Raw genomic sequence first — 23,015 nt, forward strand, 5'->3', positions numbered from 1 at the left:
TCGGGGTGGCGCGCACGCGTGCACACGAATCGGCCATGACTCACAAGGAACTCCAAAGCACGACCCGGCCCCGTTGTCGGTGCCCGCGCCGATACTGGGGACATGACCGCTCACGAGGGGGCGACCGTCCTGGTCGTCGAGGACGAACCGAGCATCGCGGACGTCCTGGCCATCGCTCTGCGCTACCACCGCTTCGAGGTGATGACGGCGGGGACCGTGCGCCAGGCGCTGACGCTGGCCGAGCGCACCCGCCCGGACGCCGCGCTCCTCGACGTGATGCTCCCGGACGGCGACGGCCGGGCACTGGGCCGCGAACTGCGCGCGAAACAGCCCGACCTGGCCCTGGTGTTCCTGACCGCGAGGGACGCGCCCACCGAGATCGTCGGCGCGCTCGCCTTCGGCGACGACTACATCACCAAGCCGTTCAACATCGACGAGGTGATCGCCCGCATCACCGCGGTCCTGCGCCGCACCCGCCCGGCCGACGTCCTCCCCGAGCGCCCGCCCCTGCGCTACGGGGACCTGGAGCTGGACGAGACGACCTACTCGGTGCACCGCGCGGGCCGCTCGGTCGAGCTCACCCCCACCGAGTACGCGCTCCTGCGCTTCCTCGTGCGCAACGGCGGCCGGATCGTCCCCAAGGAGCAACTCCTGCGCCACGTCTGGCAGTACGAGCACTCGGCCGAGTCGACCGTCGTGGAGACGTACATCAGCTATCTGCGCCGCAAGCTCGACGCCCTCGGCGCCCCGGTGATCACGACCCGCCGGGGCGTCGGATACGGGCTCGCATGATCTTCCGCCACCACCACAGCCGTGGCATCCACTCGCTGCGCGGCAAGCTGACGCTGGCCAACGTGGCGCTGCTGGCGCTCGGCATCATCGTGGCGACGGCGGTCAGCCTGATGGGCATGCGGTACTACCTGCTGGACCAGGTCGACTCGGAGCTGTTCAAGACACGGGACTCACTGGGGAGTACGCAGCTCACGGCGCAGCAGATCGACTCGATGAGCGCGCTGGCCTTCGTCCGCGACGGGAAGATCCCGGAGTCGCAGGGGCCGCCGAACTCGGACTCCCTCTTCGCCCTGGTCGACACGACGGGACACAGCCTCACGATCGGCACCTTCGAACCGACGGAGAACCAGCGGGCGCTGGCCGAGGCCGTGGACGACCCCCGGTCCCTCACCGGCGACGCCGAGCCGCAGGACGTGACCGTGGACGGCACCCCGTTCCGGGTCATAGGTATCTCCCTCACCGACGGCACGACCATCCTGCTGGCCAGCTCGACGGACGCCCTGCACAAGGGCATGGCCAAGGCCCTCAAGCTCGATCTGACCTTCGGTGCCCTGCTGTTGGCGCTCCTCGCCGTACTGACCATGCTCAGCGTGAGCCGCCGGCTGCGGCCCCTGGAGGACATGGTCGAGACGTCGTCGGCGATCGCCGAGGGGGATCTGGCCCGGCGCGTGCCCTCCAGCCACCACCCCACCCAGGAGGTCGAGCAGCTGCGGCTCGCCCTCAACTCGATGCTCCACCAGGTCGAGTCGGCGTACCGCACCCGCGAGCGGAGCGCCACGCAGCTGCGCCGCTTCGTCGCGGACGCCTCCCACGAGCTGCGTACGCCCCTGTCGGCGATCCGCGGCTACCTCCAGCTGTACGACAAGGGCATGCTGCGCGAGCCGGGCGAGCGCAAGCGGGCCTGGGACCGGATGACCGGTGAGGCCGACCGCATGGCCCGCCTGGTCGACGAGCTGCTCACCCTGGCCCGCCTCGACCAGCAGCCCGAACTGCGCTTCAAGAACGTCGACCTGAGCCGTCTCGTGCGTGACGCGGCCGAGGACCTTCGGGCCCAGCAGCCCGAGCGGCCGGTGTCCGTGGGCGCGGACGGGGCCCTGCTGATACACGCCGACGAGTCGGGCCTGCGTCAGATCCTGGGCAACCTCGTGGCGAACGTACGGACGCACACGCCGGCGGATGTCGCGGTCACGCTCGGTCTGGAGCGGGTTGACGGGGTCGTGCGTCTTTGTGTCGCCGACGAGGGGCCCGGTCTTGAGGAGGATGACGCCTCGCGGATTTTCGACCGGTTCTTCCGGGCGGGTGGGGGTGCGGGCAGCGGGCTGGGCATGGCCATCGTTCAGGGGGTGGTCGTGGCTCATGGGGGTGAGGTGGAGGTGCGGACGGCTCCGGGGGAGGGGTTGGCGGTGACGGTTACGTTGCCTGCGAAGGCTTGTGCGGGGTGATTTCCGTGGGGGGTGCGGTGTGTTGCGAAGTGCGGGCCGGTGGGGGCTTGTCGCACAGTTCCCCGCGCCCCTGAAAAGACGGGGCTGCGCCCCTGTCTTTTGTCCCCCCGCAAGGGCGCTATGGCGCCGGGACCAGAGCCCAGACCGTCTTGCCGTACCTTCCTCGGCTCCATACTCCCCAGGCCGTTGTGAGGTGTTCCACCAGGGTCAGGCCTCGGCCGGACTCCTCGTCGTACTCTCCGACCACCCGCAGGCGGGGCTGGACGGGGCTCTCGTCGGAGACCTCGATGAGGCAGGAGCCGTCCGCGATCACGGTGACCGCGACCTCGAACTCCCGCTCCAGCAGCGGCCCGTGGCGCACCGCGTTCGTCGCCAGCTCGGACACGAGCAGCACGACGTCCTCGAACGCCTGCTCCCCCGCGCTGTGCCCCCAGTTCGACAGATGGTCACGCACCCGGCGCCGGGCGAGCCCGACCGAAGCCGGATGCCGGGGCAGCCGGAAGGAGTTGCGTCTCAACACGTTTGCTCCTCACCCCACGCACACCTTCGTCACAAGGTGCCGCGTGGGGTGAGCCCATCGCGTCACTGACGCAACCGTCAACCCCGCGCGAACGCGTCAGATCCGGTCGAGGCTCCACAGCCGGAAGACTCCGGTGCCGTCCGACAGGTACTGTCCGCCGCCCACGGCCTCGCTGCTCAGTACGTAGTCCTTGCGCTGCCACAGCGGAACGAGCGGAACATCGCGGGCGACGTCGTCCTGGACCGCCCGGAAGTCCCCCTCCGTGCGACTGCGGTCCGGGTACTGCCGGCTGTCCTGAATCCGCCGGTCCACGTCCTTGCTGCTGTAGCCGTTCTTCATGCTGCCGCCGGTACCGACCAGCGGAGCGGTGAAGTTGTCCGGGTCGGGGAAGTCGGCGACCCACCCGACGGCGTACGCGTCCAGCTCGCCGTCCGCGTACCGCTTCTGGAAGTCGGTCCACTCGTAGCCCTTGAGCGTCACCTGGAACAGTCCGCCCCGCTCCAACTGCCGTTTGAGCTCGGCGGCTTCCGCGCCGGCCGCGTCCCTCCCCTTCGCGTAGCCGTAGGTGAAGCGCACGGGCGTCTTCACCCCGGCGGCGGCGAGCAGTGCCTTCGCCCGCGCGGGATCGGGCTTCGGGTAGGCGTCGAAGAAGGAGGCCGTGTGCCCGGTGATGCCGGCGGGGATCAGCGAGTACAGCGGATCGACCGTGCCCTCGTACGTCGTGGCGGCCAGCTCGTCGCGGTCGACCAGCAGGGCCAGCGCCTGCCGTACCCGGCGGTCGTGGAGCGGTGATCCGGCCCGCACGTCGAGGTACAGATTGCGGGTCTCGGCGCCCGCCGCCTCCGTGACGCGGTGGCCGGGGTCGCTCGGCGACAGCCCGGCGAGCACCTTGGGCGGCAGCGTGCGCGCGACGACGTCGACCTTCTTGGCCTTCCAGGCCGCGTCGAGCTTCTCGGGGGTCGCGTAGTAGCGCACTACGGCGGATTCACCCTTGCTCTGCGCCGCCCCCCGATAGCGGGAGTTCGGCGTCAGAACGGCCCGCTGATCCTTCGTGTACGTCTTCAGTGTGTACGGTCCCGAGCCGTCGACGCCGTTGCCGGTACGCAGCGAGTGTCCGGAGTAGCGGGTGCGGTCGACGATCGAACCGGCACCGGTGGCGACCTTGAACGGGAACGTGGCGTCCGGCGACGACACATGGAAGGTGACGGTGAACCCGCTCGCGTCCACCGAACCCACCGTGTCGAACAACGAGGCAGGGCCGACGGACGAGTCGATGGACCTGACCCGGTCGAAGGAGAACTTCACGTCCTCGGCGGTCATCCTGTGCCCGCTGGGAAACGTGATGCCCTCCTTCAGCGTGCATCGGTACGTGGTCAGGCCCGTACCGACGAATCCGCAGCTCCTGGCCGCGTCGGGCACGGGGTCCGCGCCGCCCGGCTCGAAGGTCAGCAGCGACTGGAAGACGTTGCTGAACAGGTCCCAGGACCCGGCGTCGTAGGCGCCCGCCGGATCGAGGGCCGTCACCGCGTCCGTCGTACCGACGGTGATGCTCCCGGCGCCGCCCGTCGGCAGCAGCTGCCAGCCGCCCACACCCACGGCGACCAGCACCAGAACCACCGCGAGAATCCGTATGCGAACCGATCGCATCGGCGCCCCTCCTGGAGCCACGGTCCCGTGGCTCGATCCCGCCACTCCCCCAGTGGCTCCTCGTGCCACTCCCCGGTGGCGCGAGGCACTCAACCACAGGGGTTTCGGGCGAGGGAAGGCTTATGGGGAGTGTTGGGAGAAAGCTGACCAAGCGATGGTTTCCGGCCGCTTTCACAGCCCGCTTCCAGGTGTGAAGCGTGCGCCTCAGGCCTGCTTGGAAGCCAGTTCCACGACCGTGATGTCGGACGGCGCGCCCACCCGAGTGGGCGGCCCCCAGGCACCGGCGCCCCGCGACACGTACAACTGCGTGTCCCCGTACCGCTCCAGGCCCGCGAGGGTCGGATTGGCCTGATCCGCGATGAGGCTGCCGGGCCACAACTGGCCGCCGTGCGTGTGCCCCGAGAGCTGGAGATCCACTCCATGGTCCACGGCGTCATGGATCTGCACCGGCTGGTGTGCCAGCAACACACATGCCCGCGACCGGTCCCGGTCCCCGAGCGCCTTGACGAAGTCGGGCCCCTGCCCCTCGTCCTCACCGGCCACGTCGTTGACCCCGGCGAGATCGAAATCGGCCAGTTCCGTACGGGCGTTCTCCAGCGGCCGCAGCCCCAACTCCCGTACGCGCGCGACCCACTCCTCGGCCCCGGAGAAGTACTCGTGATTGCCCGTGACGAAGAACGACCCGTGCCGTGCCTTCAACTGGGCGAGGGGCGCGGCCGCGGGGCCGAGATCCTTCACGCTGCCGTCGACGAGGTCACCCACGACCGCGATGAGGTCGGGCTGCGTCGAGTTGATCGTGTCGACCACCTTCTGCGCGAACCCGCGCCCGAGTACGGGCCCGAGGTGCACATCGCTGACGACGGCGATGCGGTACCCGTGGGCCGACCTGGGGAGTTTCGCGAGCGGCACGGTCACCCGCTTCACCTTGGGCCCGCGCAGGACGCCGTACGTCCCGTATCCGACGGTCCCCACGGCCGCGGCAGCGGCGGCCCCGCCGACCACGCGCGAGACGAAAAGGCGGCGCGAGGGGCCGGTGGCCGCGGGCTCCGGCTTCTCGGCGGGCCCGGGCTTGGCACCGGCTTCTGCTCCGGCTTCGGAGCGGGTCTCTGGCTCTGAGGAGGGCTCAGCTTCCAGGTCGGGCACTCGCGTGCGTACGGGTGCGCCCTCGCGTACGCCCACCGGCTCCACCGCGGGCGTCGAGCGCCGCTCCAGCACCCGCCGGAGCAACGGCCGTACGACCTCCCCCACCAGCAACCCCAGCAGGAGGTAGAGCGAGAAGGCCATCCACAGGAACCCCGGCCAGGCCAGCACCTGCTGCAGCCAGAAGGGTGCCCCGCCCCGCTCGGACGCGATCGCCGCGAACATGAGGAACGGCCCCCCGACGACCAGGGCCGTGCCCACCCGACGCGCCACGCCCGGCCGCGCCGTCGTGTCGCGCACCATCCGGCGCCACACGTACCAGTGCAGACCGCCGAACACGGCCAGGACCAGGACAACGAACACGATGATCACGCGGAGACTCCCCGTTATGACGTGTGACGCAAGGCTCGAACTCCGCGCAACCCGATGCCCCCGACGACCGTCCCCAAGACAAAGGAGACAACGGCGAGCGTCAGGTGCACCCAGAAGTACCCGGTCGGATCGCCCGCGTCGTCGAACGCGAGCCCACTCCCGTCCTTCCACAGGTTCTTGACGAAAGTGATCCAGATGACCCAGCTCCACACTCCGAAGGCGAGCAGGAACCAGGAGACGGGACGGCTGAGCTTCATGGGTTCAGTATCGCCGCCGTCGAACGGCACCGGCGTCCGGGGTGGGGAGGACCACAGCGGGAACGACCGCGGCGGTACGCGCCACGGCGGGGAGCACCGCGCGACTTCCCGCCCGACGCCCTGTACGTTCTCGACCGTGCCCGCCATGAAAAAGACCGCCAAGTCCTCCTTGCTGGTCACCTCCGCCACCCTGTTGTCGTTCTCGCTCGCGCTCACCGCGACCGCCACCGCGCCGGCCCTCGCGGACGACAAGCCCTCCTCGACTCCGTCGGCGACTCCGTCGACGTCGACCTCGCCGTCGGGCAAGTCGTCGACCAGCCCGTCGGCCACGCCCCCGGCGGACATGTCGACCGTGGGCGGCGCCCAGCTGGGCCGGTCCGGCACTCAGGCGAACCTCGGCACCGGCGCCCCGGTCCTCCCGAAGGACCTGAGCGCCCGTTCCTGGATCGTCGCGGACGCCGAGTCGGGCGATGTCCTCGCCTCGCACAACGCGCACTGGCGGCTGCCTCCGGCGAGCACGCTGAAGATGCTCTTCGCGGACACGCTGCTGCCGAAGTTCCCGAAGACGGAGAAGCACAAGGTCGTGCCGTCCGACCTGGCGGGCATCGGCTCGGGCTCCAGCATGGTGGGCATAAAGGAGGACGAGACGTACACGGTCCACGACCTGTGGCTCGGCGTCTTCCTTCGCTCCGGCAACGACGCGGTCCACGTCCTGTCCGCGATGAACAAGGGCGTCGACCAGACCGTCAAGGACATGAACGCGCACGCGGAGGAGCTCCAGGCCCTCGACACGACCGTGGTCAGTCCGGACGGGTACGACGAGAAGGGGCAGGTGTCGTCGGCGTACGACCTGACCCTGTTCGCCCGCTCCGGCCTGCAGAAGAAGGACTTCCGGGAGTACTGCTCGACGGTCCGCGCGAAGTTCCCCGGCGAGACCAAGAAGAACAAGAAGGGCAAGACGACCCGCGAGTCCTTCGAGATCCAGAACACCAACCGGCTGCTCACGGGTGACTACGGTCTCGACGCCTACAAGGGCATCGCAGGTGTGAAGAACGGCAACACCACGAACGCGGGCTCGACCTTCACGGGTGTCGCCGAGCGCGACGGCAAGGTGCTGCTCGTCACGGTCATGAACCCCGAGAAGGAGGAGCACGACCAGGTCTACAAGGAGACCGCGAAGCTCCTCGACTGGGGCTTCCAGGCGTCCGGCAAGGTCGACCCGGTGGGCGAGCTGGTGCCGCCGAAGAGCGCGGACACGGACGCGCAGCCGGGCGCGAACGCCTCCGGCGAGGCGGGCGGTTCGGGCGACGGCGAGGCCTCCTCGAAGCCCGTCGCGGCCTCGGCCGAGACGGACGGTTCGAGCGGTGTCGGCATCGCGCTGGCGATCACCGGCGGCGTCCTCGTGCTCCTCGCGGCCGGTGTCTTCGTGATCAACCGCCGCTGGCCGCTGCCCGACCTGATGCGCCGCCGCCGCTGACACCGGCGGACTTGCCGAGGCCGGTGGCTCTGCCGGCGTCGGCGACCGGGCCGGACCCGGACCCGGTGGATCCGCCGGACCCGGCCGGTCCGTCCGCCGCGGCGGAGTCGTCGGGCTCGGCCGGCTCTTCGGACCCGGCCGGCTCCTCGTGCTGCGTCGCCGTCCAGGCGGCGCAGTACAACAGCAGCTTCGAGGTGAAGTTGATCCACAGGAGCAGTGCGATGGGCACCCCGAACGCCCCGTACATGCTCTTCGAGGCGACGCCCTGCATATAGCCGCTGAGCAGCAGTTTCAGCAGTTCGAACCCGGCCGCGCCGATGAGCGCGGCGACCACGAGGCGGCGCCTCGCGGGCTGGACTCCGGGCAGCAGCGTCAGGACGTACAGGAGCAGTAGGAAGTCGGCGAGGACGGCCACGGCGAACGCGGCGGTCTGCAGCAGCACCCCGCCCCAGCCGTCCTCGTCGATGCCGAACAGCCGGGCAGTCCAGCCCACCGCGCTCGACGCGACGGTGGAGGCGGCGAGCGTGACGAGCACGGCGCCACCGAGGCCGACGAGTACGCCGGCGTCCTTGAGCTTGCTCAGGAAGGGGTTCTCCTCCTCGTCCGGCAGCTCCCAGACCGCGCGCAGGCACTCGCGCATCGAACCGACCCAGCCGATGCCGGTGAACAGCAGCAGGGCGCCCGCGATGAGTCCGACCGTGCCGGCGTTGTCGACGAGACCGCCGATGTCGAGCTGGTCGGAGATGCCCGGCACCTGCTCGGCGATCTTCTCCTGCAGCTTCTCCTGCCCGTCCTTGTCGAGCGTCGCGGCGGCGATCGCCGCCGCGACGGTGATCAGCGGGAACAGCGCGACGAAGCTGATGAAGGTCATCGCGGCGGCGAGCCGCGTCCACTTCACCCGGTCCAGCCGTTCGTACGAGCGCCACGCGTGCGTGGCCATCAGACGTGTGACCAACGGGCCCACGCCGGGGAGCTTTTTCAGCCAGTCCATGATCCGACTCTGCCCTCGCCTCGGAAAACCAATGTCCGGGTACCCCAAAACCGCAGGACAGTGGCGAGCGCCATGCCGATTCCCGAACCCGACACCGTGTCCGCGCGCGGGGAGGTGAACCCGAGGCCGTAGTGGCTGATGAGGATGCACAGCAGCTGGACGAGGGCTCCGGCGACGTTCACCGCGAAGAAGACCGCGTACCGGCGCAGGCCCCCCGTCGTCGTGTGGCGGTAGGTGCCGAGCGCGTTGCCCGCGTACGCGACCGAGCAGCCCGCCACGAACGACAGTGCCTTGGCGGTGAGCGGGTCCAGCCCGACGGGGCCGCGCAGCCAGACGAAGAGGGCGAGGTCGGCGGCGTACGCGAGGAGCCCGGCGGCGGCGAAGCCGAGCAGCTCCTGGGCTCCGGGGCGCCGGGCCCGCGGCCTCGGCGGTGGCTGGGGGTGGGCCTGGGGCTGAGGCTGGGGCCCGGGGGCCTTCAGCCGCTGTGCGTGGCTCACCAGTTGGCCACGGCCAGGCCGTACATCGCGAGCCACACGACGCCGATGAGGGCGAGCGCGCGGTCGCGCAGGACGACGTCCTCGGGTTCGCCCGCGGTGCCGCGGTCGGCGAACACCGCGTATCTCAGGACCGCGAGGATGAAGGCGACCATCGACAGCTGCCGCCAGGGCAGGACGCTGGTGTGGGGTACGCCGCCCTCCTCCAGGGCCCACAGGCAGTAGCCGAGGACGGCGACCGAGGCCGCGAGCTGCCAGACGAAGCGCAGGTAGCCGGTGGTGTATTCGGTGAGCAACGCGCGCGTGGCGCCCGCTTTCCCGGCCATCTGCACGGCTTCGGAGTAGCGCTTCGCGGAGACCATGAACAGCGCGCCGAAGCCGGTCGTGATCAGGAACCAGCGCGACAGCGGAATACCGAGCGCGAGGCCCCCGATCATGGCCCGCATCAGGAACCCGGTGGTCACGACGACGAGGTCGATCACGAGGACGTGCTTGAGGCTGACGCAGTACGCGAACTGCATGCCCAGGTAGGCGGTCAGCAGGGCCGAGGTGAGCGGGGAGCACAGGAAAGCGGCCACCGTCGGGGCGACGACGGCGAGCGCGATCCCTACGGAGTAGGCGACCGGTACGGGCACCTGTCCGGCGGCGACCGGCCGGTGGCGCTTGACCGGGTGGGCGCGGTCGGCGTCGGCGTCCCGGGCGTCGTTGACCAGGTAGACGCCGGCGGCGGAGGCCGTGAACAGCACGAAGACCAGCGCGATCTGGGTGAGCGCGTGGCGTGAGAAGAGCTCGCCGGCCGCGGCCGGGGCGGCGACCACGAGGACGTTCTTGACCCACTGTTTCGGACGGGCGGTCCTGATCAGTCCTCTTAGGAGGCTGCTTTTCTCCCGGGCGGACTGTTTCTCGTGCTTCTTGTGCGTGCTCTCCAGAAGGACCGTTTCAGCCATGGTCACGGCCTCCTGTCATCCAGCGGGCCCCGAGCCGGGCCGTGATCGCGCCGAGCGCCGCGCCCGCGGCCACGTCGGAGGGGTAGTGGACGCCGACGACGAGCCGCGAGAGGCACATCGCGGCGGCCAGCGGGGGCACCACGTGGGCGCCGAGCGCTCCGAAGGCCACGGCGGCGGCCGCCGCGGAGGTGGCGTGCGAGCTGGGGAAGGAGTGCCGGCCCGCGGTGCGGACCAGCGGTTCGACGTGTCCTGGGCGTGGGCGGCGTACGAGCCGTTTCACACCCATGCTGGCCAGGTGCGCGCCCGCGGTCAGGGCCGTGCCGCGCAGCCAGGCGCCGCGCCGCTCCCGGTCGACGGCCGCTCCGGCGAGGCCCGCCGCGAGCCACAGCGCGCCGTGCTCGCCGGCCAGGGACAGGGCCCGCGCGGCGGCGGCGACGCTCGGGGCGGCACCGCGGGCGTGGAGGGCCGTGAGGATCCGGTGGTCCAGGTCGGGGACGTCGTCGTGGTGGTCCATGTGGACTCACTGTTCACGTCAACACCGCTGGAACTCCGGCAATATTGAGCGACATCCCATTAATCACCCATTTCGGGGAGAGTAAGGATGTTAGGGAACTAGCGGTCACTTTCGGGCGATACGGTCGCGTGCATGCCTGCCGACACGGTTTCCGTCACGGGGTGGGGCCGCACCGCCCCCACCACCGCCCGTCTGATCCGCCCTCGTTCGTACGAGGAGGCCGCGGCGGCCGTCCGGGAGTGCGGGGCCCGCGGAGGCATCCCACGGGGCCTGGGACGGGCGTACGGGGACGCGGCGCAGAACGCGGGCGGGGCCGTGTTCGACATGACGGGCCTGGACCGCGTCCACGCGATCGACGCCGACGGCGGGACGGTGCTGTGCGACGCGGGCGTCTCGTTACACCGCCTCATGGAAGTCCTGCTGCCACTGGGCTGGTTCGTGCCGGTGACGCCCGGGACCCGCTATGTGACGGTCGGCGGGGCGATCGGCGCGGACATCCACGGCAAGAACCACCATGTGTCCGGCTCCTTCGCCCGCCATGTGCTCTCCTTCGAACTGCTGACCGCGGACGGCGAGATCCGTACGGTGAGCCGCGGCACGCCCCTCTTCGACGCCACGGCGGGCGGGATGGGCCTGACCGGTGTCATCCTCACGGCCACCGTCCGGCTGCAGCCCGTGGCGACCTCGTTGATGTCGGTCGACACGGAACGCGCCACGGACCTGGACGACTTGATGGCCCGCCTGACGGCCACCGACCACCGCTACCGCTACTCGGTCGCCTGGATCGATCTGCTGGCCCGCGGCGCGTCCATGGGGCGTTCGGTGCTGACCCGGGGCGATCACGCCCCCCTGGAGGTGCTGGCGGACCGCACGCGCGCGCGTAGAGCCCCTCTGGAGTTCCGTCCCGGCAGCCTGCCCGCCGCCCCCGCCTGGCTGCCCGAGGGACTGCTCGGCCGGACGACGGTCGGTCTCTTCAACGAGCTCTGGTACCGGAAAGCGCCCCGCGAGCGCAGCGGCGAACTGCAGCGGATCTCCACCTTCTTCCACCCCCTCGACGGCGTGCCGCACTGGAACCGCGTCTACGGGCGCGGCGGTTTCGTGCAGTACCAGTTCGTCGTCGGATACGGCCAGGAGGACGCCCTGCGCCGGATCGTGCACCGCATCTCACAGCGCCGCTGCCCCTCCTTCCTCGCCGTCCTGAAGCGCTTCGGGGAGGGCGATCCGGGCTGGCTGTCCTTCCCGATGTCCGGCTGGACCCTCGCGCTGGACATCCCCGCGAACCTGCCGGGGCTCGACGGCTTCCTGGACGAGCTGGACGAGGAGGTGACCGCGGCCGCCGGGCGTGTCTACCTCGCCAAGGACTCCCGGCTGCGGCCCGAGCTGCTCTCGGAGATGTATCCGCGGCTGGGCGATTTCCGGGCGCTGCGCGAGGAGTTGGACCCGCGTTCCGTCTTCACCTCGGACCTGTCCCGGCGCCTCGGGCTCTGAGGCGATCCGCTCGGTGAGTTCGGTTTTCCCACTCTCTCTGAATCTCTCTCCATAGGAGTTCGGTTTCATGAAGGACGCCTTCGGTGCCCCCCAGTCCATGCTCGTTCTCGGCGGCACGTCCGAGATCGCACTGGCCACCGCGCGGCGGCTGATCGCCCGCCGTACCCGCACGGTGTGGCTCGCCGGCCGCCCCTCGCCCGCCCTGGAGACGGCCGCCGCCGACCTGCGCGTCCTCGGCGCGGACGTCCGTACGGTCGCCTTCGACGCGCTCGACCCCGACGCCCACGAGATCACCCTCGGCAAGGTCTTCGCCGAGGGCGACATCGATCTCGTACTGCTCGCGTTCGGTGTCCTGGGCGACCAGTCGCGCGACGAGAACGAGCCCGGCTCGGCGGTCCGGGTCGCGCAGACCAACTACACGGGCGCGGTGTCGTCGGGGCTGGTGTGCGCGCGGGCCCTCCAGGCCCAGGGACACGGCTCCCTGGTGGTGCTCTCCTCGGTGGCCGGTGAGCGCGCCCGCCGCGCCAACTTCATCTACGGCTCCAGCAAGGCGGGCCTCGACGCCTTCGCCCAGGGCCTGGGCGACGCCCTGCACGGCACGGGCGTCCACGTGATGGTCGTACGCCCCGGCTTCGTCCGCACCAGGATGACGACGGGCCTGCCGGAGGCCCCCCTCGCGACGACCCCCGAGGCGGTCGCCACGGCCATCGAGACAGGCCTGCGCCGACGCTCCGAGACGGTGTGGGTACCGGGGGCACTGCGGCTGGTCATGACGGCCCTGAGGCACGTACCGAGGTCGGTGTTCCGCCGCCTGCCGATCTAGGGGGCGATGCCCCCTAGGGGCGCGGGGAACTGCGCGACAAGCCCCCACCGGCCCGCACTCTGAACACTGCCCCGCCCCCGCCCCGCTCCCCGCGGAGCGCTACCGCTTGAGCGACACGATCACGGACTTGCTCATCGGATTCCCGCTCTGATTGACCTGGACGTGCCCCACCCCAAGAACCCGATCGGTGCCCGGCACCAATTCCACCGCCGACAACCACAACGACTGCCGGGAAGTCGCCCGCACACCACCCTCGCTGGGCAACCGCGGCCGCTTGATCTTCGTACAGGCACCGCCGCTGTCGACGTACCGGTTGCCGTCCAGGAACAGCCCACGCGTGCCGTCGACCGCCATGGGGACGCGTCCGGCGCAGTCCCCCTCTGCGTCGGGCGCCTTGGCCCAGCCGGAGCCGTCCCAGCGGAGCCGTACGGGCTCCTCCTGGGGTTCGTCCTCCACCTCGCCGTGGTTGAAGCTGTGCGTGCCGTACGCGCGGACGTCGTCGGCCGCGAGAGCGAGGACGTCGTCGATCGAGGCGCCGGGCTCGGGCGGCACCGGCTCGGGGAAGCGGTAGGCGGGCGTCTCCGTCAGCTGCCAGGAGGAGCCGTCCCAGTGCACGGCCGCGGGCTGTGTGAACTCTCCGCCGTCGCTGCCGTCACCCGTTTCGCGGTAGCCGACGGCCCACAGGTCGTCGGCCGCGACGCCGTCGAGCGAGACGACGGTGGCGGGCAGGGTCGAAGTGCTCCACCGGGTGCCGTCCCAGTGGTGGATCCGCGACTCGCCGCTCAGGGCCCATACGTCGTCGGCCGCGAACGCCTTCATGTCGACGAGCCGGCCGCCGTCGCCCGGCAGCTCCGGGAGCGCGGTCCAGCGCGTGCCGTCCCAGCGGACCGTCCGTGGCCCTGCCAGGGTCGGCAGCGAGGCCGTCAGCAGGAACCCGTCCGTACCCAGAAAGTCGAAGCGGGCCTCGTGGACGGCGGAGCCGAGCGCGGCGGGCATCGGCTGCCGCTGCCGGCGCGTGCCGTCGTGGTGGAGCAGAAAACCGTCGTCGGGTGACGGATTCTCACTGTCCGTGGCGGTGACGGTGCCCGCTGCCCAGACGTCGTCGTCGGCCGTCGCGATCACGTCCGACAGCTCGCTCTCGTCGTCGAGGATCTCGTCGTAGGCCCAGGTCGGCCCGGCCGTCCTACCGGCCGACGGTGACGATGACGAGGGCTGCTTCGCCTTGCCGTCGTCGCCGTCGGCCTCCGTACCGCATCCGGCCAGCGCGAGGCCCAGCACGGCGAGGCCCGTCACGATCCTGCGCATGATCCCCCTGATCGTCCGATTCCCCGCCCGCCCGGCCCGTGGACCGTCCGGTCCGCGGGCTGTCCAGTCGGTGGGCCGTCCACTCGGCGGGCTGTTCGCTCAGCGGGCCGGGAGCGGGCCCCGCTCCGCGCGGGCGGCCTGCGGCGGTACGACAGCGCCCCCGAAGACGTAGTCACGCAGCCTGCGCCACACGCCGTCGGCCCCCTGCTCGTAGAGCGCGAAGCCGGTGCAGGGCCAGTCGGCCGCGTACTCCGCAAGCTCCTCGAACGCCCGGTCCATCGCCTCGTCGTCGATGCCGTGCGCCACCGTGACATGCGGGTGGTACGGGAACTGCAGCTCGCGCGCCACGGGCCCGGACGCGTCCCTGACCTGCTTCTGCAGCCAGGTGCAGGCCTCGGCCCCCTCGACGACCTGCACGAACACGACGGGCGACAGCGGACGGAAGGTCCCCGTGCCCGACAGACGCATCAGGAAGGGGCGGCCGGCGGCCGCGACCTCGACGAGATGCGCCTCGATCGCGGGGAGCGCCGACTCGTCGACCTCCGTCGGCGGCAGCAGTGTGACGTGCGTGGGGATGCCGGAAGCCGCGGGGTCGCCGAAGCCCGCGCGCCGCTCCTGGAGCAGGCTGCCGTGTGGCTCCGGGACCGCGATCGACACACCGATCGTTACGGTCCCCACGTCGTCTCCTGTCGTTGTGTTGATGTTCCGTCGTGTTTATGTACTTCTCGGGCAGGGGTTGCTGCCGGTTCGGCTATCGACTGTACGGCCGTACGGCCCCGTTCCGGTTGTCGTACCGGTGTTGCCCTGGTCTCGTACTGGCTGTTGTCCCGGTTTTCGGCCCCGGTGTCGTCCTGGCGGTCAGTGCTTCGCCGGCAGGAAACCCACTCTGTCGTACGTCTGGGAGAGAGTCTCCGCGGCGACGGCGCGGGCCTTCTCGGCCCCCTTGGCCAGGATCGAGTCGAGCGTCTCCGGGTCGTCCAGATACTGCTGGGTACGCTCCCGGAACGGCGTCACGAAGTCGACCATGACCTCGGCGAGGTCAGTCTTCAGCGCACCGTAGCCCTTGCCGACGTACTTCTGCTCCAGTTCCGCGATACCGGTCCCGGTGAGGGTGGAGTAGATGGTCAGCAGGTTGCTGACGCCGGGCTTGTTCTCGACGTCGTACCTGATCACCGTGTCCGTGTCGGTGACCGCGCTCTTGACCTTCTTGGCGGTGACCTTCGGCTCGTCGAGAAGGTTGATGAGGCCCTTCGGAGTCGACGCCGACTTGCTCATCTTGATCGCCGGGTCCTGGAGATCGAAGATCTTCGCCGTCTCCTTGAGGATGTACGGCTTCGGAACGGTGAACGTCTGCCCGAAGCGGCCGTTGAAGCGCTCGGCGAGGTCGCGCGTCAGCTCGATGTGCTGGCGTTGGTCCTCACCCACCGGAACCTCGTTGGCCTGGTACAGCAGGATGTCCGCGACCTGCAGGATCGGGTACGTGAAGAGGCCGACCGAGGCGCGCTCGGCACCCTGCTTGGCGGACTTGTCCTTGAACTGGGTCATGCGGGAGGCCTCGCCGAAGCCGGTGAGGCAGTTCATGACCCAGGCGAGCTGTGCGTGCTCGGGGACATGGCTCTGGACGAAGAGCGTGCAGCGCTCCGGGTCGAGACCGGCGGCCAGCAGCTGGGCGGTGGCGAGCCGGGTGTTGGCGCGGAGGTCCGCGGGGTCCTGCGGAATGGTGATCGCGTGCAGGTCGACGACCATGTAGAACGCGTCGTGGGACTCCTGCAGGGCCACCCACTGGCGGACGGCGCCGAGGTAGTTGCCGAGGTGGAACGAGCCTGCGGTGGGCTGGATTCCAGAAAGCACACGGGGACGATCAGAGGCCATGCTCACCATTCTCTCAGGTGTCAGGGGCCGTTCCGGAACTGGTCGGAAACAGATGTGACACGGGTGGGAACCGATCTGCCTCCGGCGGTGTAACAAGAGCGTGAGGACGCGGGAGGGGGGCCGCATCGTCGATGAGGCCGCGGTGATCGCACGCGTGCGCGCCGGAGAGCCGGAGGCGTATGCGGAGCTGGTGCGTGCCCATACGGGCCTCGCGCTCAGGGCGGCCGCGGCACTGGGGGCGGGTGCGGACGCGGAGGACGTGGTGCAGCAGGCCTTCTTCAAGGCCTACTGCTCCTTGGGGCGCTTTCGGGACGGCGCGGCGTTCAAGCCATGGCTGCTCTCGATCGTCGCCAATGAGACGAGGAACACAGTGCGGACGGCGGTGCGCCAGCGGACGCTGGCCGGCCGTGAGGCGGCCCTCGTGGAGGCCGAGCCGCTGATACCGGAATCGGCGGATCCGGCGGCCGCGGCCCTGGAGGTCGAGCGCCGGACGGCCCTGCTGACCGCCCTGGAGGGACTGGGCGAGGACCACCGCCTGGTCGTCACCTACCGCTATCTGCTGGAGATGGACGAGTCGGAGACCGCCCAGGCCCTGGGCTGGCCGCGGGGGACGGTGAAATCCCGGCTCAGCCGCGCCCTGCGGAAGCTCGGCAGACTGCTGCCGGAGTTCGAACCGCGGGAGGGTTCGGCGGGCTCGGGGGGTTCGGGGGGTTCGGAGTGCCGGGACGGCCGGGACGGCCGGGACGGCCTGAGAGGTCGGAAGGCGCGGGGAGGAGGTGATGAGCGTGAGTGACTCGGACGAGTCGTACGAGGTGGGAGGCCCGGGGTCGTCCTTCGGTGACCGGGGCCGGCGTGAGAGCCGGCACGGGGGCGGGGACGGGCGCGGGCATGCGCCTGGACCTGGACCTGGGCAGGGGGATGGGCACGGGCCGGGTGTCTCCCGGTTGCCCGAGGAGCTGCGGGCGCTGGGGCGGTCGCTGGACCGGCCCGGCGCGGCGGGCGGTGAGTCGATGGTCGAGCGGGTGCTGGAGCAGATACTCGCCGAGCACGTACCGGTCCCGGTGGCCGAGCCCCCGGGCCTCGCGGAGCGGCTGAGGGCGGTGCGCCGCTGGGCCCGGGCGCGTCGGCGCGCGCTGGCCGCGGGGCTGTGCGGTCTGCTGACGGTCCTCGTGCTCACGCCTCCGGTGCGCGCCGCGGTCGTCGAGTGGTTCGACTTCGGCGGGGTGGAGGTGCGGTACGACCCGTCGGCGACGCCTTCGCACGGGGCCCAGGTGCCCGGCTGCGGCGGCCCGTCCCTCACCCTCGCCGAGGCCGAGCGGCGGGCGGGCTTCGCGCCCCTCACGCCCCCTGCCCTGGGGACCCCGGAGGCGGTGACGGTGACCCGCGAGCCGAAGGGGCGGTTCCTGATCACCCTGTGCTGGCGCGAGCAGGGGCGCACGGTCCGGCTGGACGAGTATCCGGCGGTGCTGAGTCCCGGCTTCACCAAGTTCGTGCGGAAGCAGCCGGAGTATGTGCCGCTCGGCAAGGACGCGGACTTCGTCGAGCGTACGGCGCTGTGGTTCCCCGACCCTCATCTCCTGCGCCTCTGGCTGATGGACGGGAACGGGGAGTTCACCCACTCCACCCGGACCGCGGGACCCACGCTGCTGTGGGTGCACGGGGGCGACCTGACGCTCCGGCTGGAGGGTGTGGCTTCGAGGGCGCGAGCGGTGGAGATCGCGAAGTCGCTGGGCTAGCGGGCCTGTTGACGAGGGCGGGGCTGGGCTGGGCGATGTGGGGCGGGGCCCAGCCGGACCGGGGCGGGGCGGCGGCCTGGCGCGGCGCTGATTTCTCGAAATTTTGGTCGGCGCCGAGTGGGAACCCCGGTGGGTCGAGCGGTGTACCAGAAGTGACACGCGGGTGCGGGCGGACCGCACCGGGGCCGATTGGGGGGTGTCGCGATGCGCAGGGTTCGTGCACGGGTGACGGGGAGCCGGGGTTGGGCGGCGGTCTCGGGCTGGGCGATGGCTCTCGGACTGGTGGTGCTGTGCGCGCCCACGGCGACAGCCGGCGGTCCGACGAGTGTGCTGGTGGTCTCGCCGGAGAGCGGCCAGAGCGCAGCGCTCTACAACTCGAAGGAGGACTACGGGGAGTTGGAGCGCCTCCTCGGACAGCCGGGCAGCGGCACCCGCGAGGAGCCGCCCGGTCTGGGCGTGGGCAGCGGTCGGCAGATCAATGTCACCTGGATGATCCATGACGTCTCGCCCTGGCGGGTCGACCGCGTCTATCTGGAGACACCACGCACCAAGGACGTCTGGATACACACGGCGGCCGACGTTCCGAAGTCCATGAACGGCTACTGGCACAAGGCCGAGCAACCGACGGCAGTGCGCGCGCTGTTGAAGAAGCTCGGCGTGATGGGTGAGTCGTCGTCCGGCGCGGGCGCAATCTATCCGGCGCCCTGGGAGACGGCGGAGGGTGCCGCTGCCGGGTCCGCACCCGAGGCCGGGTCCACGGAGCAGTCCGGAACGTCTGCGGCCGCCGCAGCAGCGGACGATGACACCGACTGGTGGTGGGCGATTCCTGGGCTGGTTACGGGGGCCGTGCTGGCCCTGGGGCTGCGGCCGTTCGTCGGGCGGTTGCCGGGAGTGCGGGAGTTGGGCCGTCGGCGGGTTCGGGTGCGGGAGGCGGGTCCTCGGCAGGAGCTGAGGGATGTCTGAAAGGGGCTTCTGCGAAGGGCTTTGAGAAGGGCGTCCGAGAGGGGCTTCCGGATGGGGTGTCTGAGGGGGCCTGCCGGAGGAGGGGCCTTGTGAGGAGGGGGAGTTGTGGTGGGCAGGGCTTATGAGGGGGAAGCCGTGAGGCTGGGCTCATGAAGGTGGGGGTCGGGCGCGTGGGGGTGGCCCTCGGTTTGCGGCACCGAAGAACGGGGGCGGCCCGTGGCCGGCGGATCGAGGGAACGGAGGTCCGGGGCATGCTGCTCCCGGGGCTGCGGATCTGGGGCCTACGGATCTGGGGCCTACGGCCCCGGGGAACGAGTGCCCAGGGCTTGGGTGCGGCCCGTCGCCTTCAGGTCTGGCGGGTAGAAGCGAGTCCGAGCGGGCGGGTAGGAGAGAGCCCGGGTGGGTGGCTCGGCGGCGGGGCGCCTGGCGGAATCGTGTGCGTCATGGCCGCGCTCGTCGTTGTGGGTCTCCCCGGGCTCGGGGCGCCTCGGGCGTATGCGGCGGTGCCGTCCGCGGCCCCAGCGTCGGCATCGGCATCGGCGCCGGATCCCGACGTTCCCAACCTGGCAGTGGTCGTGGCGGGTGACGGCAGCGGGCGGACGACGAGCGTGCGCTCCGGGGATCCGTACTTCGCGCGGCTCTGGCGACTGTTGGGGCCGTCGGCCACGGACACGGAGAAGGTTCCGCAGGACTGGCTGGAGGGCGACTTCCCCGCCGTGCGGGCCACCGTGATCTGGGGGACGACCGGCGTGGGCGGCTGGCCCGAGACGGACAGTGCGCCCGGGGGCGACATCTACATGGGGCGCCAGGACCAGTTGTTCCTCGCGGGCGACGGCACACCCTGGATACGGAGTGACCCGGCGGTCGACGTGAACGACGACGACATCCGCTGGCATCGGGCACCGCGGTCGGTCTACGACCAGTTGGAGGGAAAGGAGTTGTTCGGTCCGGGGCGCGCGGCGGGCGGTGCGGTCGATCCCCCGGGCAGCCCGGGATGGGGCGATAGCCGGACTCGCGGCGGGCCTCGCCCTCGGCTCCGGCGGCACCCTGCTGATACGCCGCGCGGCGGCCGGGCGTGAGCCTGGGCCGCCGCGGGAGTCACGACAGGAGTTGATCGACTTGTGAGCCGACTTGTGAATCGACCTACGAATCCGCTGGTTCGGCTGGTGAGGCGGTTCCGGCCGAGACCGGAGGTCGGTTCTCGGTCTCGGCGCCCGCGCCTACGCCCGCGGTCTCGGCTGAAGCCTCAGCCGAGGTCGATCTCCGGGTAGAGCGGGAAGCCGGTCAGGAGGTCGGTCGCCCGGTGGGAGATCTCGTCGGCGATCTTCGGGTCCAGGATGTGCTGGGCCTTGGAAGGGGCGCCCTTGGCGGTGGTGCCGGGCTCCGTGGTGGCGAGGACGCGGTCGATGAGGCCGGCGATCTCGTCCATCTCGGTGGCGCCGAGGCCACGGGTGGTCAGCGCGGGGGTGCCGATACGGATGCCGGAGGTGTACCAGGCGCCGTTCGGGTCGGCGGGGATGGCGTTGCGGTTGGTGACGATGCCCGAGTCCAGCAGGGCGGACTCGGCCTGGCGGCCGGTGAGGCCGTAGGAGGAGGCGACGTCGATGAGGTTGAGGTGGTTGTCGGTGCCTCCGGTGACCAGCGTGGCGCCGCGTCGCATCAGGCCCTCGGCGAGAGCGCGGGCGTTGTCGACGACAGCCTGGGCGTAGTCGCGGAACTCGGGGCGGCGGGCCTCGGCGAGTGCGACCGCCTTGGCGGCCATCACGTGCGGGAGGGGGCCGCCGAGGACCATCGGGCAGCCGCGGTCGACCTGGTCGGCGAGGGAGGAGTCGCACAGGACCATGCCGCCGCGCGGGCCGCGCAGCGACTTGTGGGTGGTCGTGGTGACGATCTGGGCGTGCGGCACCGGGTCGAAGTCGCCGGTGAGGACCTTGCCGGCGACGAGGCCCGCGAAGTGCGCCATGTCGACCATCAGCGTGGCGCCGACCTCGTCGGCGATCTCCCGCATGATCCGGAAGTTCACGAGACGGGGGTAGGCGGAGTAGCCGGCAACGATGATGAGGGGCTTGAACTCACGGGCGGAGGTGCGCAGGGCCTCGTAGTCGATGAGGCCGGTGGCGGGGTCGGTGCCGTAGGAGCGCTGGTCGAACATCTTGCCGGAGATGTTCGGGCGGAAGCCGTGGGTGAGGTGGCCGCCGGCGTCCAGGGACATGCCGAGCATGCGCTGGTTGCCGAAGGCCTGGCGCAGTTCGGCCCAGTCGGCGTCGGAGAGGTCGTTGACGTTGCGGACGCCGGCCTTCTGGAGGGCGGGGGCCTCGACGCGGGCGGCGAGGACGGCCCAGAAGGCGACGAGGTTGGCGTCGATGCCGGAGTGCGGCTGGGCGTAGGCGTGCTCGGCGCCGAAGAGTTCGCGGGCGTGCTCGGCGGCGAGGGCTTCGACGGTGTCCACGTTGCGGCAGCCGGCGTAGAAGCGGCGGCCGACGGTGCCTTCGGCGTACTTGTCGCTGAACCAGTTGCCCATCGCAAGGAGGGTGGCCGGGGAGGCGTAGTTCTCGGAGGCGATCAGCTTGAGCATCTCGCGCTGGTCGGCGATTTCCTGCCCGATGGCGTCGGCGACGCGGGGCTCGACGGCGCGGATCACTTCGAGGGCGCTGCGGAAGGCGGTGGATTCGTTGGAAAGGGGCTCTGGCATGACGGCCTCCGGACGTGGGCGTTCGGCGTTCACGGTTCGGCCCAGGCGCACGGCACACGGTTCATGGGCCGCTCCCCGATGGTCGGTCCCATCCCAGCGCGCCAGTCACGGCCCGTGGATCAGCGTACCGGGCGCGCCGGTACGCCGGCCACGCGGCGGTAGCCGCATGATCGATACCGCCCCGTCCACCATGCGAGCGACGATAGGAAAGGGGCCACACGCACTCGGACGTCCGGAAGGGAGCCGGGCCGGGACCCGGGAACAGCAGCGGGAAAAGTAGCAGGTCACGAGCCCTCGTGCGGCCGGAAACGGAGACCCCGTGAGCACCACCGAAGAACTGATCGCCTCGGCCGAAGCGCACAGCGCGCCCACCTATCACCCGCTTCCGGTCGTCGTGGCGACGGCGGACGGGGCCTGGATGACGGATGTCGAGGGGCGCCGTTATCTGGATCTGCTGGCGGGGTATTCGGCGCTGAATTTCGGTCATGGCAACCGGCGGCTGATCGAGGCGGCGAAGGCGCAGTTGGAGCGGGTGACGTTGACGTCGCGGGCGTTCCATCACGACCGGTTCGCCGAGTTCTGCGCGCGGCTGGCCGAGTTGTGCGGCATGGAGATGGTGCTGCCGATGAACACGGGCGCGGAGGCGGTCGAGTCGGCCGTGAAGACCGCCCGAAAGTGGGGGTACCGGGTCAAGGGCGTGCCCGAGGGGATGGCGAAGGTCGTCGTGGCGGGCAACAACTTCCACGGGCGTACGACGACGATCATCAGCTTCTCCACGGATTCCGAGGCGCGGGCGGACTTCGGTCCGTACACACCGGGCTTCGAGATCGTGCCGTACGGGGATCTGACGGCGATGCGCGCGGCGGTCACGGAGAACACGGTGGCCGTGCTGCTGGAGCCCATTCAGGGCGAGGCGGGGGTGCTGGTGCCGCCGGCCGGTTATCTCGCGGGCGTACGGGAGCTGACGCGGGAGCGGAACGTGCTGTTCGTGGCCGACGAGATCCAGTCGGGCCTCGGGCGGACGGGGCGGACCTTCGCGTGTGAGCACGAGGGGGTCGTGCCGGACATGTATGTGCTGGGCAAGGCGCTCGGGGGCGGGGTCGTGCCGGTGTCGGCGGTGGTGTCGTCGAGCGAGGTGCTCGGGGTGTTCCGGCCGGGTGAACACGGGTCGACGTTCGGCGGGAATCCGCTGGCCTGTGCGGTGGCGCTGGAGGTGATCGCGATGCTGCGATCGGGCGAGTACCAGCGGCGGGCCACCGAGCTGGGCGAGCATCTGCGCCGGGAGCTGGGGCAGTTGACCGGTTCGGGCCTGATCACTCAGGTGCGGGGGCGCGGGCTCTGGGCGGGGATCGACATCGACCCGGTGTACGGGACGGGCCGGGAGATCTCCGAGAAGCTGATGGACCGGGGTGTCCTGGTCAAGGACACCCATGGGTCCACGGTCCGGATCGCGCCGCCGCTGGTGATCAGTAAGGAGGACCTTGACTGGGGGCTCGCTCAGCTGCGGGGCGTACTGGGGGTGTGATCGTCCTCGCCGGGCCCG

Annotated in this window: 22 protein-coding genes and 1 riboswitch; of the genes, 10 read left to right on the forward strand and 12 right to left on the reverse strand. The window is 70.8% G+C overall.

Features of this window, described 5'->3' with window-relative positions; genetic code table 11:
* Positions 1 to 102 precede the first annotated feature (102 nt).
* Both QF035_RS20920 and QF035_RS20925 read left to right on the forward strand, forming a co-directional pair.
* The gene (locus QF035_RS20920) at positions 103 to 792 is read left to right on the forward strand and encodes a response regulator transcription factor (protein ID WP_055615750.1); all 690 of its coding nucleotides are present in this window, start codon (positions 103 to 105) and stop codon (positions 790 to 792) included.
* Positions 789 to 2,234: a sensor histidine kinase gene (locus QF035_RS20925; RefSeq protein ID WP_307521960.1), complete on the forward strand. Its 1,446-nt coding sequence runs from the start codon at positions 789 to 791 to the stop codon at positions 2,232 to 2,234. Before QF035_RS20920 ends, QF035_RS20925 begins: the two co-directional genes overlap by 4 nt.
* Before the next feature lie 118 nt (positions 2,235 to 2,352).
* Here QF035_RS20925 and QF035_RS20930 read toward each other — a convergent pair whose 3' ends face one another.
* The 4 genes from QF035_RS20930 to QF035_RS20945 form a co-directional block, all read right to left on the reverse strand.
* Positions 2,353 to 2,754, reverse strand: a complete 402-nt coding sequence (locus tag QF035_RS20930; RefSeq protein WP_307521962.1) for an ATP-binding protein — start codon at positions 2,752 to 2,754, stop codon at positions 2,353 to 2,355.
* A 96-nt stretch (positions 2,755 to 2,850) separates the two neighbouring features.
* Positions 2,851 to 4,401, reverse strand: coding sequence for an ABC transporter substrate-binding protein (locus QF035_RS20935; protein WP_307521963.1), 1,551 nt, complete (start codon positions 4,399 to 4,401; stop codon positions 2,851 to 2,853).
* A gap of 204 nt (positions 4,402 to 4,605) precedes the next feature.
* Positions 4,606 to 5,913, reverse strand: a complete 1,308-nt coding sequence (locus QF035_RS20940) for a metallophosphoesterase (protein WP_307521965.1) — start codon at positions 5,911 to 5,913, stop codon at positions 4,606 to 4,608.
* Between the two features lie 14 nt (positions 5,914 to 5,927).
* Positions 5,928 to 6,170, reverse strand: coding sequence for an SCO4848 family membrane protein (locus QF035_RS20945; RefSeq protein ID WP_055615755.1), 243 nt, complete (start codon positions 6,168 to 6,170; stop codon positions 5,928 to 5,930).
* A gap of 145 nt (positions 6,171 to 6,315) precedes the next feature.
* Here QF035_RS20945 and QF035_RS20950 point away from each other — a divergent pair, with 145 nt between their 5' ends.
* Positions 6,316 to 7,647, forward strand: a complete 1,332-nt coding sequence (locus QF035_RS20950; protein ID WP_444968451.1) for a D-alanyl-D-alanine carboxypeptidase family protein — start codon at positions 6,316 to 6,318, stop codon at positions 7,645 to 7,647.
* Here the strand turns inward: QF035_RS20950 and QF035_RS20955 are convergent.
* The 4 genes from QF035_RS20955 to QF035_RS20970 form a co-directional block, all read right to left on the reverse strand.
* Positions 7,601 to 8,638 carry a YihY/virulence factor BrkB family protein gene (locus QF035_RS20955; protein WP_307521967.1) on the reverse strand — a complete coding sequence of 346 codons (1,038 nt, stop codon included), beginning with the start codon at positions 8,636 to 8,638 and terminating at the stop codon, positions 7,601 to 7,603. The two genes, QF035_RS20950 and QF035_RS20955, sit on opposite strands and share 47 nt — an antisense overlap.
* A complete protein-coding gene (locus QF035_RS20960; RefSeq protein WP_307531286.1) occupies positions 8,626 to 9,030 on the reverse strand; it encodes a GtrA family protein in 405 nt (134 codons plus the stop codon). Before QF035_RS20960 ends, QF035_RS20955 begins: the two co-directional genes overlap by 13 nt.
* A gap of 101 nt (positions 9,031 to 9,131) precedes the next feature.
* A complete protein-coding gene (locus tag QF035_RS20965; RefSeq protein ID WP_307521968.1) occupies positions 9,132 to 10,079 on the reverse strand; it encodes a decaprenyl-phosphate phosphoribosyltransferase in 948 nt (315 codons plus the stop codon).
* A complete protein-coding gene (locus tag QF035_RS20970; protein ID WP_307521969.1) occupies positions 10,072 to 10,593 on the reverse strand; it encodes a phosphatase PAP2 family protein in 522 nt (173 codons plus the stop codon). Before QF035_RS20970 ends, QF035_RS20965 begins: the two co-directional genes overlap by 8 nt.
* 132 nt (positions 10,594 to 10,725) lie before the next feature.
* Here QF035_RS20970 and QF035_RS20975 point away from each other — a divergent pair, with 132 nt between their 5' ends.
* Positions 10,726 to 12,081, forward strand: a complete 1,356-nt coding sequence (locus QF035_RS20975) for an FAD-binding oxidoreductase (RefSeq protein WP_307521970.1) — start codon at positions 10,726 to 10,728, stop codon at positions 12,079 to 12,081.
* A 67-nt stretch (positions 12,082 to 12,148) separates the two neighbouring features.
* Positions 12,149 to 12,904 (forward strand): decaprenylphospho-beta-D-erythro-pentofuranosid-2-ulose 2-reductase, encoded by a 756-nt coding sequence (locus tag QF035_RS20980; RefSeq protein ID WP_307521972.1) that lies wholly within the window; start codon positions 12,149 to 12,151, stop codon positions 12,902 to 12,904.
* Positions 12,905 to 13,003: 99 nt separating this feature from the next.
* Here QF035_RS20980 and QF035_RS20985 read toward each other — a convergent pair whose 3' ends face one another.
* From QF035_RS20985 to trpS, 3 genes are all read right to left on the reverse strand, one after another.
* Entirely contained in the window at positions 13,004 to 14,209 is a 1,206-nt protein-coding gene (locus QF035_RS20985; protein WP_307521973.1) for a hypothetical protein, read from the reverse strand.
* Between the two features lie 99 nt (positions 14,210 to 14,308).
* Positions 14,309 to 14,887: a 2'-5' RNA ligase family protein gene (locus QF035_RS20990; protein ID WP_307521974.1), complete on the reverse strand. Its 579-nt coding sequence runs from the start codon at positions 14,885 to 14,887 to the stop codon at positions 14,309 to 14,311.
* 180 nt (positions 14,888 to 15,067) lie between these two features.
* Positions 15,068 to 16,081 carry a tryptophan--tRNA ligase gene (gene trpS / locus QF035_RS20995; protein WP_307521975.1) on the reverse strand — a complete coding sequence of 338 codons (1,014 nt, stop codon included), beginning with the start codon at positions 16,079 to 16,081 and terminating at the stop codon, positions 15,068 to 15,070.
* A gap of 100 nt (positions 16,082 to 16,181) precedes the next feature.
* Between trpS and QF035_RS21000 the strand changes: the two genes are divergently transcribed.
* The 4 genes from QF035_RS21000 to QF035_RS21015 all read left to right on the forward strand — a co-directional run bounded on the left by QF035_RS21000 (position 16,182) and on the right by QF035_RS21015 (position 19,859).
* Entirely contained in the window at positions 16,182 to 16,874 is a 693-nt protein-coding gene (locus QF035_RS21000) for an RNA polymerase sigma factor (protein ID WP_307521976.1), read from the forward strand.
* Positions 16,861 to 17,817: a hypothetical protein gene (locus tag QF035_RS21005; protein WP_307521977.1), complete on the forward strand. Its 957-nt coding sequence runs from the start codon at positions 16,861 to 16,863 to the stop codon at positions 17,815 to 17,817. Before QF035_RS21000 ends, QF035_RS21005 begins: the two co-directional genes overlap by 14 nt.
* Positions 17,818 to 18,021: 204 nt before the next feature.
* Positions 18,022 to 18,780 carry a hypothetical protein gene (locus QF035_RS21010; RefSeq protein ID WP_307521979.1) on the forward strand — a complete coding sequence of 253 codons (759 nt, stop codon included), beginning with the start codon at positions 18,022 to 18,024 and terminating at the stop codon, positions 18,778 to 18,780.
* A 443-nt stretch (positions 18,781 to 19,223) separates the two neighbouring features.
* Entirely contained in the window at positions 19,224 to 19,859 is a 636-nt protein-coding gene (locus QF035_RS21015) for a hypothetical protein (RefSeq protein WP_307521980.1), read from the forward strand.
* Positions 19,860 to 20,026: 167 nt separating this feature from the next.
* Here the strand turns inward: QF035_RS21015 and QF035_RS21020 are convergent, their stop codons facing one another.
* Entirely contained in the window at positions 20,027 to 21,472 is a 1,446-nt protein-coding gene (locus QF035_RS21020; protein WP_307521981.1) for a glycine hydroxymethyltransferase, read from the reverse strand.
* A gap of 32 nt (positions 21,473 to 21,504) precedes the next feature.
* A riboswitch (ZMP/ZTP riboswitch) is annotated at positions 21,505 to 21,591 on the reverse strand.
* Positions 21,592 to 21,791: 200 nt separating this feature from the next.
* Between QF035_RS21020 and rocD the strand changes: the two genes are divergently transcribed.
* Entirely contained in the window at positions 21,792 to 22,997 is a 1,206-nt protein-coding gene (gene rocD, locus QF035_RS21025; protein ID WP_307521982.1) for an ornithine--oxo-acid transaminase, read from the forward strand.
* Positions 22,998 to 23,015: the final 18 nt, after the last annotated feature.

Origin of the sequence: Streptomyces umbrinus (assembly GCF_030817415.1) — a bacterium.
GTDB classification, from domain to species: Bacteria; Actinomycetota; Actinomycetes; order Streptomycetales; family Streptomycetaceae; genus Streptomyces; species Streptomyces umbrinus_A.